This is a genomic window from Pseudomonas sp. GW823-FHT02F05 (assembly GCF_058797315.1).
Genome location: NZ_JBXAJM010000033.1, coordinates 30,030 through 45,809, shown reverse-complemented (window position 1 = coordinate 45,809; position 15,780 = coordinate 30,030). Strand labels below are relative to the sequence as shown.

At 60.7% G+C, this 15,780-nt stretch carries 11 protein-coding genes; all 11 read left to right on the top strand.

Annotated features, from left to right (window positions below):
- Positions 1–840: 840 nt before the first annotated feature.
- The 11 genes from AC1RAC_RS27065 (at position 841) to AC1RAC_RS27015 (ending at position 15,697) form a co-directional block, all read left to right on the top strand.
- Positions 841–2,157: a nucleotide sugar dehydrogenase gene (locus tag AC1RAC_RS27065; protein WP_034128705.1), complete on the top strand. Its 1,317-nt coding sequence runs from the start codon at positions 841–843 to the stop codon at positions 2,155–2,157.
- Between the two features lie 103 nt (positions 2,158–2,260).
- Positions 2,261–3,730, top strand: coding sequence for a mannuronan synthase (gene alg8, locus AC1RAC_RS27060; RefSeq protein WP_034128706.1), 1,470 nt, complete (start codon positions 2,261–2,263; stop codon positions 3,728–3,730).
- Between the two features lie 37 nt (positions 3,731–3,767).
- Positions 3,768–4,934, top strand: coding sequence for an alginate biosynthesis protein Alg44 (locus AC1RAC_RS27055; protein ID WP_034128707.1), 1,167 nt, complete (start codon positions 3,768–3,770; stop codon positions 4,932–4,934).
- Positions 4,935–5,104: 170 nt separating this feature from the next.
- Entirely contained in the window at positions 5,105–6,484 is a 1,380-nt protein-coding gene (gene algK / locus AC1RAC_RS27050; protein ID WP_198861703.1) for an alginate biosynthesis TPR repeat lipoprotein AlgK, read from the top strand.
- Complete coding sequence (locus AC1RAC_RS27045; RefSeq protein ID WP_034128776.1) at positions 6,481–7,971, top strand: alginate export family protein; 1,491 nt, start codon at positions 6,481–6,483, stop codon at positions 7,969–7,971. The genes algK and AC1RAC_RS27045 overlap by 4 nt, the downstream gene beginning before the upstream one ends.
- On the top strand, positions 7,971–9,539 hold the full coding sequence (gene algG / locus AC1RAC_RS27040; protein WP_038448982.1) for a mannuronan 5-epimerase AlgG: 1,569 nt from the start codon (positions 7,971–7,973) through the stop codon (positions 9,537–9,539). Before AC1RAC_RS27045 ends, algG begins: the two co-directional genes overlap by 1 nt.
- Positions 9,540–9,550: 11 nt before the next feature.
- The gene (locus tag AC1RAC_RS27035; protein WP_054898947.1) at positions 9,551–10,999 is read left to right on the top strand and encodes an alginate O-acetyltransferase; all 1,449 of its coding nucleotides are present in this window, start codon (positions 9,551–9,553) and stop codon (positions 10,997–10,999) included.
- Positions 11,000–11,007: 8 nt separating this feature from the next.
- On the top strand, positions 11,008–12,117 hold the full coding sequence (locus AC1RAC_RS27030; protein ID WP_492617139.1) for a mannuronate-specific alginate lyase: 1,110 nt from the start codon (positions 11,008–11,010) through the stop codon (positions 12,115–12,117).
- Between the two features lie 189 nt (positions 12,118–12,306).
- Positions 12,307–13,839 carry an MBOAT family O-acyltransferase gene (locus AC1RAC_RS27025; RefSeq protein WP_492617138.1) on the top strand — a complete coding sequence of 511 codons (1,533 nt, stop codon included), beginning with the start codon at positions 12,307–12,309 and terminating at the stop codon, positions 13,837–13,839.
- An 11-nt stretch (positions 13,840–13,850) separates the two neighbouring features.
- Complete coding sequence (locus tag AC1RAC_RS27020; RefSeq protein ID WP_089041351.1) at positions 13,851–15,023, top strand: alginate O-acetyltransferase; 1,173 nt, start codon at positions 13,851–13,853, stop codon at positions 15,021–15,023.
- 17 nt (positions 15,024–15,040) lie between these two features.
- A complete protein-coding gene (locus AC1RAC_RS27015) occupies positions 15,041–15,697 on the top strand; it encodes an alginate O-acetyltransferase AlgF (protein WP_032893493.1) in 657 nt (218 codons plus the stop codon).
- The last annotated feature ends 83 nt before the right edge of the window (positions 15,698–15,780 follow it).

The window sequence follows — 15,780 nt, the reverse complement described above, 5'->3', positions numbered from 1 at the left end:
CCCCCCCCCCCCCCCCCCCCCCCCCCCCCCCCCCCCCCCCCCCCCCCCCCCCCCCCCCCCACCCCAGCTCCCACATTTTTTGCCTGCATTTCACCCCACCAATCGTCATTTATTTGACGTCAAAAAATATCAAGACACATCTCTAACAATTTCTTCACTCGACACTCGTCGGTTTTTTTCGTAGTGGCACCACTTTTTTTTAACGGTAGTGGCACAAAACTATCCTCTCTCACCAACTCCCCATAACTACTGGCCTAAATAGCAAGTGCTATCAATATAGTACTAGTGCCATCTTTTCTAATATTTCAAAAAATTTCCGGAAAGGGGATGAGCGGCCCGGAACTTCGTCTTGAAGCACCGCTCATACCACCGGTAACGAAATTCTCTGTTTACGTAAGAGATGACTTACATACCGACCAATGGAAGTAGCCAAGTTGTCATAAAGCACTTTGGCTCGAGGGTCATATCATCAACTGATTGAGTTGAGGGCGGCGATAAGGACTCATTGCCAACCCCCTAAAGGCCAAGGCAGCGCTGACCTAAATGAGCCAGTGTTAACACCCAAGGCTTTGATATCAAAAGGCTTATTGCCTGTATCAAAGCTCTGCGGCACTGGCGCCGGACCCTTCCGCCACGGAAAACCGGCTGCATTTCAGGGCAAGCCCCAATAATAAGGCCACGTTGCGCACAACTTGAGTGCAATAGTTAGTCACTCGCTATTTAACATGCCTGCACGCGGTAAGTCGGCGTCTATTCGCCTAACTTTCGCGGCATCAGTGACGCTTGCAAACATGAACTCCGGCCATCTAATGGCATGATTTAAACATAGAGGTAATTGCGATGCGCATCAGCATATTTGGTTTGGGTTACGTTGGCGCCGTGTGTGCCGGTTGCCTGTCTGCCCGTGGCCATGAAGTGGTCGGCGTAGACATCTCCAAGGACAAGATCGACCTGATCAATGCGGGTAAATCCCCCATCGTTGAGCCGGGTCTGGGCGAACTGTTGAGCCAAGGCATCGCAACCGGTCGACTGCGCGGCACCACCAATTTCGCCGAAGCCATCCGCGACACCGACCTGTCGATGATTTGCGTCGGTACGCCGAGCAAGAAGAACGGCGACCTGGAACTGAACTACATCGAGTCGGTATGCCGCGAGATCGGTTTTGTACTGCGTGACAAGACCACCCGCCACACCGTCGTGGTGCGCAGCACCGTACTGCCGGGCACCGTGGCCAACGTGGTAATCCCGATCCTCGAAGACTGCTCCGGCAAGAAAGCCGGCGTTGATTTCGGCGTCGCGGTCAACCCGGAATTCCTGCGTGAATCCACCGCCATCGCCGACTACGACCTGCCACCGATGACCGTTATCGGCGAGTTCGACAAAGCCTCCGGCGACGTCCTGCAGTCGCTGTACGAAGAACTCGACGCGCCGATCATCCGCAAGGACATCGCCGTTGCCGAGATGATCAAGTACACCTGCAACGTATGGCACGCCACCAAAGTCACCTTCGCCAACGAGATCGGCAACATCGCCAAGGCCGTCGGCGTTGACGGTCGTGAAGTGATGGAAGTGGTCTGCCAGGACAAGACCCTCAACCTGTCCCAGTACTACATGCGCCCAGGCTTCGCTTTCGGCGGTTCGTGCCTGCCAAAAGACGTGCGTGCCCTGACCTACCGCGCCGGCTCCCTGGACGTGGAAGCACCGTTGCTCAACTCGCTGATGCGCAGCAACGAATCCCAGGTGCAGAACGCCTTCGACATCGTCTCCAGCCACGACAAGCGCAAAGTCGCCCTGCTGGGCCTGAGCTTCAAGGCCGGTACCGATGACCTGCGTGAAAGCCCATTGGTAGAACTGGCGGAAATGCTGATCGGCAAGGGCTACGACCTGAGCATCTATGACAGCAACGTCGAGTACGCCCGTATGCACGGCGCGAACAAGGACTACATCGAGGGCAAGATCCCGCACGTGTCGTCCCTGCTCAACTCGGACTTCGACGAAGTGATCAACAACTCCGACGTGATCATCCTCGGTAACCGTGACGAGAAGTTCCGCGCCCTTGCGCACGAAGCCCCGCACGGCAAGCAAGTGGTCGACCTGGTGGGCTTCATGTCCAAGGCCACCAGCGTGAGCGGCCGTACCGAAGGTATTTGTTGGTAAGGAGCAGCGGCTAGTTTCAAGCGGCAAGCTGCAAGTTAGAAGCGCTGGTTTTCGGCTTGTAGCTTGTGGCTTGCCGCCCGACTTCTCTGTGACGGACGCGAATATGCAACGGTTAAACCAAGCGACTGGCTGGCTACTATTTCTGGGGCTTTTAGCGCTTCTAGCTCTGGCTCTGCCAGCCAGCACCTTCGATTCGCAATCGAAGAATTTTATTTTCCTGATTGGTGCCGTGGGTATCTGGCGCTACTCGATGGGTGCGACGCATTTCTTTCGCGGCATGCTGTTCCTGTACGTGGTGTACCCGCACCTGCGCCGCAAAGTGCGCAAGCTGGGCAAGGCCGCCGACCCGTCCCATGTGTTCCTGATGGTCACCAGTTTTCGTATCGATGCGCTGACCACCGCCCAGGTCTACAGCTCGGTGATTCGCGAAGCCATCGACTGCGGCTTCCCCACCACCGTGGTCTGCTCGCTGGTAGAAATGTCCGATGAGCTGCTGGTGAAAAGCCTCTGGGAAAAGATGAACCCGCCGGCTCACGTCAAGCTCGACTTCGTGCGCATCGCTGGTACCGGCAAGCGTGACGGCCTGGCCTTCGGTTTTCGCGCCATCTCGCGTCACCTGCCGGACGACCGCGCCGTGGTTGCCGTGATCGATGGCGACACCGTGCTGGCCGAAGGCGTAGTGCGCAAGACCGTGCCGTGGTTCCAGCTGTTCGGCAATGTCGGCGGCCTGACCACCAACGAATTCTGCGAAGTGCGCGGCGGCTACATCATGAGCGAATGGCACAAACTGCGCTTCGCCCAACGCCACATCAACATGTGCTCCATGGCCCTGTCCAAGCGCGTGCTGACCATGACCGGGCGCATGTCGGTATTCCGCGCCAGCGTAGTGACTGACCCGGGCTTTATCGCCGACGTGGAAAGCGACTCGCTGCAACACTGGCGCCTGGGCCGCTTCAAGTTCCTCACCGGGGATGACAAGTCCAGCTGGTTCAGCCTGATGCGCCTGGGCTACGACACCTTCTACGTGCCGGACGCCGCCATCAACACCGTGGAACACCCGCCGGAAAAGAGCTTTATCAAGGCCAGCCGCAAGCTGATGTTCCGCTGGTACGGCAACAACCTGCGCCAGAACTCCCGTGCCCTGGGCCTGGGCGTGCGTCGCCTCGGCCTGTTCACCAGCGTGGTGCTGTTCGACCAGCGCGTATCGATGTGGACCTCCCTGCTCGGCCTGACCGTGGCCATGATCGCCACCTTCAAGTACGGCGGCGCGTTCATCCTCGCCTACCTGCTATGGATCGGCATTACCCGCCTGATCCTCACCCTGCTGCTGTCGTGCTCCGGCCACAAGATCGGCCCGGCCTACCCGCTGATTCTCTATTACAACCAGATCATGGGCGCGTTGGTGAAGATCTACGTGTTCTTCCGCCTTGATCAACAGTCCTGGACCCGCCAGGACACCAAACTGACCCGCGATTTGGCCAGCTTTCAACGTTGGTTCAACACCTGGTCGTCTCGGACCATGACCTTCTCCGCCGGCAGCATCTTCGTTGCCGTGTTGCTGATGATGGTCTGACCCTGCCAAGCCTGAATTAACCTAGGAATTACACCCGATGAATAGCCAAGTAAACGCCAACGTTGTCCACGAATCCGAAGCCCAGCGCCAACACGCCCGGGTGAAAATCCCGGCCAAGCTGCGCTTCTTCAACAGCGACCGCACGCCGACCGAAGCAAAGGTTATCGACCTGTCCGCCGGCGGCCTGGCTTTCACCGCTACCCAGCCGCTCACCATCGGCCAAGTGCACAAGGGCCGCCTGCAGTTCGTGATCGACAACCTCGGCCTGGCCATGGACGTGGAGCTGCAGATTCGCTCCTACGACCGCCAGACCGGCCGCACCGGTTGCCAGTTCCAGAACCTCGATGCCCAGGATATTTCCACCCTGCGCCACCTGATCACCTCGCACCTGTCCGGTGACATCGTGACCATGGGCGACGTACTCGCGACCCTGCAACGCGACAACTTCACCAAGGCACGCAAGGTCAAGGACGGCGGCAGCGGCATGACCGCGTTCGGTCGCCTGCGCGCCGTGACATTCAGCCTGGCGATCTTTTTGGTCGGCCTGGCGGCCTTCGGCTTTGTGGTCAAGTCGCTCTACGGCATGTACTTCGTCAGCCACGCCCAGGCAGGCCTCGTCAGCGTACCGGGCATGAACGTGACCATGCCCCGTGACGGCACCGTGCAAAGCCTGCTCAAGGGTGATTCGGTAGCAGCCAAGGGCGCGCCGCTGGCGACATTCAGCACCAGCATGCTCGACGTGCTCAAGGGCCACCTGGACGAAGACCAGTTGCAACCGGCCAAGGTCGAAGAACTGTTCGGCAAGCAAATGACCGGCACCCTGACTTCGCCGTGCGATTGCGTGGTGGCCCAGCAACTGGTCGCCGACGGCCAGTACGCCAGCAAGGGCGATGTGATCTTCCAACTGGTGCCGCGTGGCAGCCAGGCTAATGTTGAAGCCCGCTTCACCTACCGCCAGTTTGGCGATGTACGCCCAGGTACGCCGGTGAGCTTTCAGGTCGCCGATGAAGAACAGGTTCGCACCGGCACCATCGTCAGCAGCACCAGCCTGAACAGCGCCGACCTGTCCTCCGACATCCGCGTGCAGATCAAGCCTGATGCACCGCTGGACAGCACCTACGCCGGCCGCCCGGTAGAAGTCACCAGCGACCGTGGCCCATCGCTGAACTGGCTGATCGACAAAGCCATGGCTCACGGTCTGTAAGCGAGGACATGCCTGTGATGACTCTCTCAAAAACACCACAATCCCTGTGGGAGCGGGCTTGCTGTGGCGAGGGAGCTTGCTCCCGCTCGACAGCGCAGCTGGAGCCGGCTTTTGGGGGCGCTGCGCACCCCAGCGGGAGCAAGCTCCCTCGCCACAAAGGCAGTGCCCACATTGGTTCGGTAGCGTTGATCGCCCTAGCAATCAGCCTGGCCGGTTGCGCCGGCCTGCCCGACCAGCGCCTGGCCAACGAAGCCCTCAAGCGCGGCGACACCGTCACCGCGCAGCAGAATTACCAGCAACTGGCAGACCTGGGCTACAGCGAGGCCCAGGTGGGCCTGGCCGATATCCAGGTCGGCACCCGTGACCCCGCGCAAATCAAACAGGCCGAAGCCACCTACCGTGCGGCGGCAGATACGTCGCCGCGTGCCCAGGCACGCCTGGGTCGCCTGTTGGCGGCCAAGCCCGGCGCCACGGAGGCCGAACACCATGAAGCCGAAAGCCTGCTGAAAAAAGCCTTTGCCAATGGTGAAGGCAATACCTTGATCCCGCTGGCAATGCTGTACCTGCAATACCCCCACAGTTTTCCCAACGTGAATGCCCAGCAGCAGATCAGCCAATGGCAGGCAGCGGGTTACCCGGAGGCAGGCCTGGCTCAGGTACTGCTGTATCGCACCCAGGGTACCTACGACCAGCATCTGGATGATGTGGAGCGCATCTGCAAAGCCGCGCTGAACACCACCGATATCTGCTATGTCGAACTGGCCACGGTCTATCAGAAAAAACAGCAGCCGGAACAACAGGCCGAACTGCTCAAGCAAATGGAAGCAGGCGTCAGCCGTGGCACCGTGACTGCGCAGCGCGTCGACAGCGTGGCCCGCGTACTCGGCGATGCCACCCTCGGTACCCCGGACGAAAAAACTGCCCAGGCATTGCTGGAAAAAATCGCCCCTGGCTACCCGGCGTCCTGGGTCAGCCTGGCGCAACTGCTCTACGACTTCCCCGAACTGGGCGATGTCGACCAGATGATGAAGTACCTCGACAACGGCCGTGCCGCCGACCAGCCACGCGCCGAATTGCTGCTGGGCAAGCTCTACTACGAAGGCAAGTGGGTGCCGGCCGATGCCAAGGCTGCCGAGGCGCATTTCGAGAAAGCCGTGGGCCGTGAAGTGGCCGCCGATTACTACCTCGGCCAGATTTACCGCCGTGGCTACCTGGGCAAGGTCTACCCGCAAAAAGCCCTCGACCACCTGCTGACCGCAGCGCGCAACGGCCAGAACAGCGCCGACTTCGCCATTGCCCAACTGTTTTCCCAAGGCAAGGGCACCAAGCCCGACCCGTTGAACGCCTATGTCTTCAGCCAACTGGCCAAGGCCCAGGACACGCCAGAGGCCAATGACCTGGCCACCCAGCTCGAAGCGCCGCTGACGCCTGAGCAACGCGCCGAAGGCCAACGCCTGGTGCAACAGGAACTGGCCGCCCGCGGCACCCTGGCCCAAAGCACGCTGCAACTGCACGCCCTGCAAGAAGAAGACGGCGAGGAATCCCTATGAAGCTCAACCCATTCGTCAAGGCCGGTATCGGCCTGACCTTCGCCCTGCTGTGGTCGTGCCCGACCCTGGCCGCGCTCACCGAAGCCAAGAACTTCGGCCTGGAAGTCAAAGCCACCGCGCAGTCTGAAGATGACCGCGACCTCGGCACCCAGAAAGGCGGTGACGTCAACGGCATCGGCCTCGACCTGCGCCCCTGGATCTACGGCGAAAGCGGCGCATGGAGCGCCTACGCCATGGGCCAGGCAGTGGTTTCCAGCGATATCATCGAGACCGACACCCTGCAACAGTCGGCCGATGACACCACCGAGCAGCAGTCGAGCAACGACGACCGCAAGGCCAAGAAAAACTACCTGGCCCTGCGTGAGTTCTGGGTCGGCTACAGCGGCTTCACGCCCTACCCCGGCGAGATCCTCAAGTTCGGCCGCCAGCGCCTGCGCAATGACGACGGCCAATGGCGCGACACCAACATCGAAGCGTTGAACTGGACCTTCGACACCACCTTGCTCAAGGCCAATGTCGGCGCTGCCGAACGTTTCAGCGAATACCGCACCGACCTCAAGGAACTGTCGCCGGTCGACAAGGACCGCCAGCACTTCTACGCCGACGCTGCCTACCAGTGGACGCCGGGCCAGTGGATCGGCGTGCGCGGCCACCACACCCATGACGACGGCAAGCTCGACTACGCCGAACCGGGTGTCGCCAACGACCCGTTGGACAAGCGCGAAAACGGCGACCTGACCTGGCTGGGCATCGAAGCCAACAGCGACGCCTACAACTGGCGCAACACCAACACCGTCAACTACTGGGCAAGCATCACCGGCATGCGCGGCGACCGCGACAAGGTCAACGCCTTGAACGCCGACGGCACACGCCCCACCAGCGCCAAGCGCAGCGATGACCTGAGCGGCTGGGCCACCGATATCGGCGTGCGCCTGCGCCTGGATCCGCAGTGGCAAGTGGGTGCCGCGTACTCGCGCGCCAGTGCCGAGTACGAACAGAACGGCCTGCAAAGCAACCGTTCGAACTGGACCGGCACCCAGTCCCGCGTGCATCGCTTCGGTGAAGCGTTTCGCGGCGAGATGAACAACATGCAGTCCATGAGCCTGTTCGGTTCCTGGCAACTGCGCGAGGACTATGACGCCAGCCTGGTGTACCACAAGTTCTGGCGCGTGGACGGCAACAAGCCGGTGGGCAGCAACGGCATCGACGCGGTGCAGAACAATACCGATGACGTCACCGGCGCGATCCTCTCCAGCACCTCCCTGCCCCTTGAAGACGGCAAGAAAGACCTCGGCCAAGAAATGGACCTGGTGGTCACCAAGTACTTCAAGAAAGGCTTGCTGCCAGCCGCGCTGAGCCAGTCGATCGACGAGCCTTCAGCCCTGGTGCGTTTGCGTGCCGGCGTGTTCAAGCCCGGCGATGCCTATGGCAGCCAGGTCGACTCCTACATGCACCGCGCGTTTGTCGACGTGGTCTGGAAATTCTGATGGGAGCCTGCGCCATGAATGCTCAAAGCCTACTCGTCGCGGCAATGCTGATGGCCAGCGCCACAGCGTTCGCCGATACGGCGGCCAAGGCGCCGATCATCGCCAAGGAACTGCAACAGGCCAAAACTTACACCATCTCCAGCCCGCCCACCGCGCCGCTGGAAATGGCCAAGCCGGCGCTGCCCGACCTGTCGGGCTACACCGCGCAGGCGATGGAAAAGAAAATCGTCAAGACCAAGGCGGGCAAAATCAGCATCCGCCGCATGATGCAAGAAGACGCGCTCAAGGACTTTATCGGCGGCGATAACAAGATGGCCGAATGGGTGGTGCGCCAGCATGGCATTCCCCAGGCGATCTTCGTCGACGACGGCTACATGAACCTCAAGGACCTGCTGGGCAAGGTGCCTAAGCAGTACTTCAGCGAAACGTCGCCGGGTGTCTTTTTGGCCAAGCTGCCGATCGTGGTCGGTCGCAAGGGCATCCTCGATATCGACAAAAATACCCAGGAACTGCGCCTGTCCCAGCAAGCCGGCTCGTTTTTGATCAACGACGGCCAGCTGTTCGTGCGTGACACCAAGGTCACCGGCTGGGATGAAAAAACCAACGGCCCGGCGCTGTTCAAGTCAGCCAAGGAGTTCCGCCCGTTCCTGCTGGCCTGGGGCGGCACCGAGACCTATATCTCCAAGACCAAGATGGCCAGCTTCGGCTACGCCAACAGTAAGTCGTACGGGGTGAGTATTTCCCAGTACACGCCGAACATGGCCAAGGTGCTCAAGCGCCCCGAGCCGACCGGTTGGATCATCGACTCCGAGTTCTCGGACATGTGGTACGGCTTCTACTGCTACGAGACCACAGGCTTTGTGATCAAGGGCAATACCTACAAAGACAACATCGTCTACGGCATCGACCCCCATGACCGTTCCCACGGCCTGATCATCGCGGACAACACCGTGTACGGCACCAAAAAGAAACACGGCATCATCATTTCCCGGGAAGTGAACGACAGCTTCATCTTCAACAACCGCAGCTACGACAACAAGCTTTCGGGCCTGGTGATCGACCGTAACAGCGTGAACAACCTGATCGCCGACAACGAGATCTACCGCAACCACACCGACGGCATCACCCTCTATGAGAGCGGCGACAACCTGCTGTGGGGCAACAAGGTGATCAGCAACCGTCGCCACGGGATCCGCGTGCGTAACAGCGTGAACATCAAGCTCTACGAAAACACCTCGATGGCCAACGGCCTGACCGGCGTGTACGGCCACATCAAGGACTTGACCGACACCGACCGCGACATCGCCCTCGACCCGTTCGATGCCAAGGTCTCGCTGATCGTGGTTGGCGGTGAACTGGCGGGTAACGGCAGCGGGCCGCTGTCTATCGACTCGCCGTTGAGTATCGAGCTGTATCGCGTGTCGATGCTGGCGCCGACCAAATCCAGCGGTATCAGCTTCTCCGGCATCCTGGGTGACCGCCAGGAAGAAATTCTCGACCTGCTGGTGCGCCAGCAGAAAGCCGTGCTGATCGACCCCGTCGAACGCCAGACCGAATTGCAGGACTGAGGATGACCCTTATGCACCCACACATGATCAAACTGCTGAGCCTCTCGGGTCTGACCCTCGGCCTGCTGGCGGCCAGCCAGGGCGTACGCGCCGATGAAGTCAAAGCTCCTACCTTCACCGCCGAACCGTGCTGCAGCCTGTGCCCGGCCGCCCATGACGCCAAGAACTACACCACGCGCTACCAGCAGAACTTCACCACCTTGGTGCAAGCCCAGGGCGACTGGCTGTTCCGTACCCAGGAAGACCTGCGCACCGAGTTCGACACCACCCCGGCCGGCTACAAGCGCATGCAGCAGTTGCACGATGCGTTCAAGAGCAAGGGCGTGGAACTGGTGGTGGTCTACCAGCCGACCCGTGGCCTGGTGAACCGCAACAAGCTCAACCCTGAGGAAAAGGCCAAGTACGATTTCGACAAGGCCCTGACCAACTACAAGACCATGCTCGGTCGTTTCGCCAAGATGGGCTACGTGGTGCCAGACTTGTCGCCGCTGACCAACGAGCAACTGCCGGATGAGTTGCCGGCCCACGATTTCTACTTCCGTGGCGACCAGCACTGGACCCCGTACGGCGCCCAGCGCACCGCGAAAATCGTCGCGGCCAAGGTCAAGCAGATGCCGGAATATGCCGAGATTCCCAAGCGTGAGTTCGAGACCAAGCGCTCGGGCCGCATGGGCAAGACCGGCACCCTGCACAACATGGCCGGGCAACTGTGCGGCACCAGCTATGCGATCCAGTACATGGACCAGTTCACCACCGAACCCAAGGGCGAAGCCGGTGACGGCGACCTGTTCGGCGATTCGGGCAACCCGCAGATCACCCTGGTGGGCACCAGCCACAGCGGCAAGAACTACAACTTCGCCGGCTTCCTGGAAGAAGAAATCGGCGCTGACATCCTCAACGTCGCCTTCCCCGGCGGCGGCCTGGAAGGCTCGATGCTGCAGTACCTGGGCAGCGATGAATTCCAGAAGAGCCCACCGAAGATCCTGATCTGGGAATTCTCGCCGCTGTACCGCCTCGACCAGGAAACCATCTACCGCCAGATGATGGCGCTGCTGGACAACGGCTGCGAAGGCAAGACCGCGCAGATGTCGGCCAGCACCACGCTCAAACCGGGCAAAAACGAACTGATGGTCAACAGCGCGAACAAAGACCTGCGCAACGCCAACCATCAGGTCGATATCCGCTTCGCCGATCCGTCGGTGAAAACCTTGCAAGCCACCCTCTGGTACATGAACGGGCGCCACGAGGACATCAAGATCGAGAAACCCGAAACATCCGATACAGACGGGCGTTTCGCCTTTGAACTGCGCACCGATGAAGACTGGGCCTCGCAGAACTTGCTGGCCGTGGAAGTGCAGGGCCCCGAAGCGGGCACTGCGGCGCAGAAGGTTGAAGCGAAAATTTGCACACGCAACGTATTCCCAAGCGGTGGTCAGCAGACCGCCCAACTCGGGAAGTGAGGTTACTTATGCAAAAGTTATTGCTCCCTACCCTGCTGGGCCTGGCCGTGTTTGCCGGCTCCGTGAATGCGGCCGCGCCGTTGCGCCCGCCCCAGGGCTATTTCGCACCGATCGAAGCGTTCAAGACCGGCGACTTCAAGAATGATTGCGACAGCATGCCAACGCCCTACACCGGGCCATTGCAGTTTCGCAGCAAGTACGAAGGCTCCGACAAGGCCCGTTCGACCCTGAATGTGCAGTCGGAAAAAGCCTTTCGCGACAGCACCGCCGACATCACCAAGCTGGAAAAAGACACCAGCAAGCGCGTGATGCAGTTCATGCGCGACGGCCGTCCACAGCAGCTCGAATGCACGCTCAACTGGCTGGTGTCATGGGCCAAGGCCGATGCGTTGATGTCCAAGGACTTCAACCACACCGGCAAGTCCATGCGCAAATGGGCATTGGGCAGCATGGCCTCGGCCTATGTGCGCTTGAAGTTCTCCGAGTCGCAGCCGCTGGCCAAGCACCCGCAGGAAGCCCAGCAAATCGAAGCCTGGTTCAACAAGCTGGCCGACCAGGTGGTGAGCGACTGGGACAACCTGCCCCTGGAAAAAACCAACAACCACTCCTACTGGGCCGCCTGGTCGGTGATGGCAACGTCCATCGCTACCAACCGCCGCGACCTGTTTGATTGGGCGGTGAAGGAATACAAGGTCGGCGTGAACCAGGTCGATGACCAGGGCTTCCTGCCGAACGAATTGAAGCGCCAGCAACGCGCCCTGTCGTACCACAACTACGCCCTGCCGCCGCTGTCGATGATCGCCAGCTTTGCCCTGGTCAACGGCGTGGACCTGCGCCAGGAAAACAACAGCGCGCTCAAGCGCCTGGGCGACAAGGTGCTGGCCGGGGTGAAAAACCCGGACATCTTCGAGCAGAAGAACGGCAAAGAGCAGGACATGAAGGACCTCAAGGAAGACATGAAATTTGCCTGGCTTGAGCCATTCTGCACCCTCTACACCTGCGCGCCGGACGTGATCGAACGCAAGCATGGCATGCAACCGTTCAAGACCTTCCGCCTGGGCGGTGACCTGACCAAGGTCTACGACCCGGCGCATGAAAAAGGCAACAAAGGCAGCTAGTCGCTGATCGTTCCCGCGCTCTGCGTGGGAATGCAGCACGGGACGCTCTGCGTCCCAAAGCGTGGCGCAGAGCGCCACAAGAGGCATTCCCACGTAGAGCGTGGGAACGATCACAACCTCCCCCGAAATCGTGGGGGGGTTTGGGGGGGCTCCGGCCCTTGACTGTTGGTTAAACATGGAGAGATCGGGATGGTTTTCTCGTCCAATGTGTTCCTGTTTCTGTTCTTGCCGATCTTTCTCGGCTTGTACTACTTAAGCGGGCAACGCTATCGCAACCTGCTGCTGCTGATTGCCAGCTACGTGTTCTACGCCTGGTGGCGAGTGGACTTCCTGGCGCTGTTCGCGGCCGTCACGCTGTGGAACTACTGGATCGGCCTCAAGGTCGGTGCCGCCGGTGTGCGCACCAAGCCGGCGCAGCGCTGGCTGTTGCTCGGCGTGGCGGTCGACCTGTGCATCCTCGGCTACTTCAAGTACGCCAACTTCGGCGTCGACAGCATCAATGTGATGATGAAGTCCGCGGGCCTGGAGCCGTTCATCCTCACCCACGTGCTGTTGCCGATCGGGATCTCGTTCTACATCTTCGAGTCCATCAGCTACATCATCGACGTGTACCGTGGCGACACTCCGGCGACTCGCAACCTCATCGACTTTGCGGCGTTCGTGGCGATCTTCCCGCACCTGATCGCCGGTCCCGTGCTGCGCTTTCGTGACCTGGCCGACCAGTTCAACAACCGCACCCACACCCTGGATAAATTCTCCGAGGGCTGCACGCGGTTCATGCAGGGTTTCATCAAGAAGGTCTTTATTGCCGACACCCTGGCGGTGGTGGCCGACCATTGCTTCGCCCTGCAAAACCCCACAACAGGCGATGCCTGGCTCGGCGCGCTGGCCTACACCGCGCAGTTGTACTTCGACTTCTCCGGCTACAGCGACATGGCCATTGGCTTGGGCTTGATGATGGGTTTCCGCTTCATGGAAAACTTCAAGCAGCCCTACATCAGCCAGTCGATCACCGAGTTCTGGCGGCGCTGGCACATCAGCCTGTCCACCTGGCTGCGTGACTACCTGTACATCACCCTGGGCGGCAACCGCAAAGGCACCCTGACCACTTACCGCAACCTGTTCCTGACCATGCTGCTCGGTGGCCTGTGGCACGGCGCCAACATCACCTACATCGTGTGGGGCGCCTGGCACGGCATATGGCTGGCGATTGAAAAAGCCATCGGCCTGAACACCGCGCCGCGCAGTTTCAATGTGCTGCGCTGGGCCTTCACCTTCCTGCTGGTGGTGATGGGCTGGGTGATTTTCCGCGCCGAAAACCTGCACGTTGCCGGGCGTATGTACGGTGCGATGTTCAGCTTCAGCGAGTGGTCACTGTCGGAACTCAACCGCGCCAACCTTACCGGCCTGCAAGTGGCAACCCTGGTGGTGGCCTACGCAACCCTGGCGTTTTTCGGTCTGCGCGACTTCTACACCAACCGCCCTGCCGACAAGACCAAGCCAGCCGACCCGAGCCTGATCAAGGCCGTACCCGGCGACAACCCTGGCAGCATCCACGAGCCCGGTTTCAGCGTGGGCCGCGACGCTGCCGTGCAACCGGCCTACTGGACCGCTGACTGGCCACGCTACGCCATGCGCGCTGCGGTGCTGCTGCTGTTCGTGGCGTCGATTCTCAAACTGTCGGCGCAGAGTTTCTCGCCGTTCCTTTACTTCCAATTCTGAGGGAGCCGACCATGACCCGTTCATTACGCGTCCTCTACATAAGCCTGTTCCTGGTGCTGCTGCTGGCACTGGGCGCCTGGTCACTGCGCAGCTTCTTTGGCTTCAGCACCAACGCCGATGCCACGGTGCTTAACGGTCGCTGGACCAAAGCCGTCGAGACTCACTACGACGACGAGTTCCCGATCAAGCGCCTGGGCACCAACCTGTGGGCAGCGCTGGACTACAAGCTGTTCAATGAAGGCCGCCCTGGCGTGGTGCTGGGCCGTGATCACTGGTTGTACAGCGACGAGGAATTCAACCCCGCCGTCAACGAAGACCAGAACCTGCAAGGCAACTACGCGCTGGTCGAAGGCGTACGCCAGAAGCTCAAGGCCCAGGGCATCCAACTGGTGATGGCGATCGTGCCGGCCAAGGTGCGCCTGTATCCGGAACACCTGGGTGAGGTGAAACCGGCGAGCATCCACGCCAACCTGTACCAGGACTTCCACGCTCGCGTGGCGGCAGACAACATCCCGGCGCCAGACCTGCTCGGCCCGCTGCAACAGGCCAAGCTCGCCGGCAAGCAGGTGTTCCTGCGTACCGATACCCACTGGACCCCGGACGGTGCCGAAGTCGCCGCCAAGCAATTGGCCAAGGCGATTGCCGACAAGACCCCACTGAGCGGCGAGCCGCAGCGTTTTGTCACCGAGGCCGAGAAAACCGAACCGCATAAAGGCGACCTGCGTTTGTTCCTGCCCCTGGACCCGCTGTTCGAAAGCCTGATGCCACCTAAAGAGCCGCTGGAAAAACGCGTCACCCACCTGGCCGAAGAGAAAGGTGATGACGCGCTGTTCAGCGACAGCGAAACCCCGGTGGCACTGGTCGGCACCAGCTACAGCGCCAACCCCAACTGGAACTTCGTCGGTGCACTCAAGCAAGCCTTGCACAGCGACGTGGTCAGCTACGCCGAAGACGGCCATGGCCCGATCCTGCCGATGCTCAGCTATCTCAAAAGTGATGACTTCAAGAACAGCCCGCCCCAGGTGCTGATCTGGGAGTTTCCTGAACGCTATCTGCCCGTTAACAACGAAATCGGTGATGCCGACCCAGCCTGGGTTGCGCAGCTTAAACAAGCCGGTTCGCGCCAACAGAACATGGCAATCAACACATCTAAATCCGAGACGCCCGACCGGGCGCAAAACTGAAAGAGAGGTAACTCACAATGACTTTCACTACTACTCCTCGTCGTCTCGCTAAAACCCTGGCTATCGCAGCGGGCTTGAGCTTCGTATCCCTGTCGGCCTTCGCTGCCGGTGATGCCGCCCTGTACGGCCCGACCGCACCAAAAGGCTCCAGCTTTGTACGTATCTACAACGCCAGCAACCAGGAAGTCAGCGCCACCGTCGGCAGCACCAACCTCAGCGACGTTGCGCCACTGGCCAGCAGCGACTTCAGCTTCATGCCGGGCGGCGACTACAGCGCCAAGGTCGGCAGCCAGACCCTGCCGGTCAAACTGGCTGCCGACCACTACTACACCCTGGTCAACAGTGGCAGCGGCCAGCCGCAACTGATCGAAGAACCGCCGTTCAAGAACAAGCAGAAATCCCTGGTGCGCGTGCAGAACCTCAGCGACAAGGCCCTGACCCTGAAAACCGCCGATGGCAAGACCGATGTGGTCAAGTCGGTGGCTGCCAAGGGCCGTGGCGAGCGTGAGATCAACCCGGTGAAAGTGAGCCTGGCGTTGTATGACGGTGACAAGAAAGTCGGCGATGTGAAGCCGGTTGCGTTGGAACGCGGTGAAGCGGCGGTGCTGTATGTCACCGGCTCGGGCTCGAGCCTGTCGCCAGTGTGGGTGAAACGCCCAGTGTCGACCCGCTGATTATTTCCCTGAGTTGACACGCCCCCTCGTGGGGGGGGGGGGGGGGGGGGGGGGGGGGGGGGGGGGGGGGGGGGGGGGGGGGG

Excerpts from the sequence above, each read along its gene's own strand:
- AC1RAC_RS27065 (WP_034128705.1), top strand. The coding sequence starts at position 841 with ATGCGCATCAGCATATTTGGTTTGGGTTACGTTGGCGCCGTGTGTGCC.
- alg8 (WP_034128706.1), top strand. The coding sequence starts at position 2,261 with ATGCAACGGTTAAACCAAGCGACTGGCTGGCTACTATTTCTGGGGCTT.
- AC1RAC_RS27055 (WP_034128707.1), top strand. The coding sequence starts at position 3,768 with ATGAATAGCCAAGTAAACGCCAACGTTGTCCACGAATCCGAAGCCCAG.
- AC1RAC_RS27045 (WP_034128776.1), top strand. The coding sequence starts at position 6,481 with ATGAAGCTCAACCCATTCGTCAAGGCCGGTATCGGCCTGACCTTCGCC.
- algG (WP_038448982.1), top strand. The coding sequence starts at position 7,971 with ATGGGAGCCTGCGCCATGAATGCTCAAAGCCTACTCGTCGCGGCAATG.
- AC1RAC_RS27035 (WP_054898947.1), top strand. The coding sequence starts at position 9,551 with ATGCACCCACACATGATCAAACTGCTGAGCCTCTCGGGTCTGACCCTC.
- AC1RAC_RS27030 (WP_492617139.1), top strand. The coding sequence starts at position 11,008 with ATGCAAAAGTTATTGCTCCCTACCCTGCTGGGCCTGGCCGTGTTTGCC.
- AC1RAC_RS27025 (WP_492617138.1), top strand. The coding sequence starts at position 12,307 with ATGGTTTTCTCGTCCAATGTGTTCCTGTTTCTGTTCTTGCCGATCTTT.
- AC1RAC_RS27020 (WP_089041351.1), top strand. The coding sequence starts at position 13,851 with ATGACCCGTTCATTACGCGTCCTCTACATAAGCCTGTTCCTGGTGCTG.
- AC1RAC_RS27015 (WP_032893493.1), top strand. The coding sequence starts at position 15,041 with ATGACTTTCACTACTACTCCTCGTCGTCTCGCTAAAACCCTGGCTATC.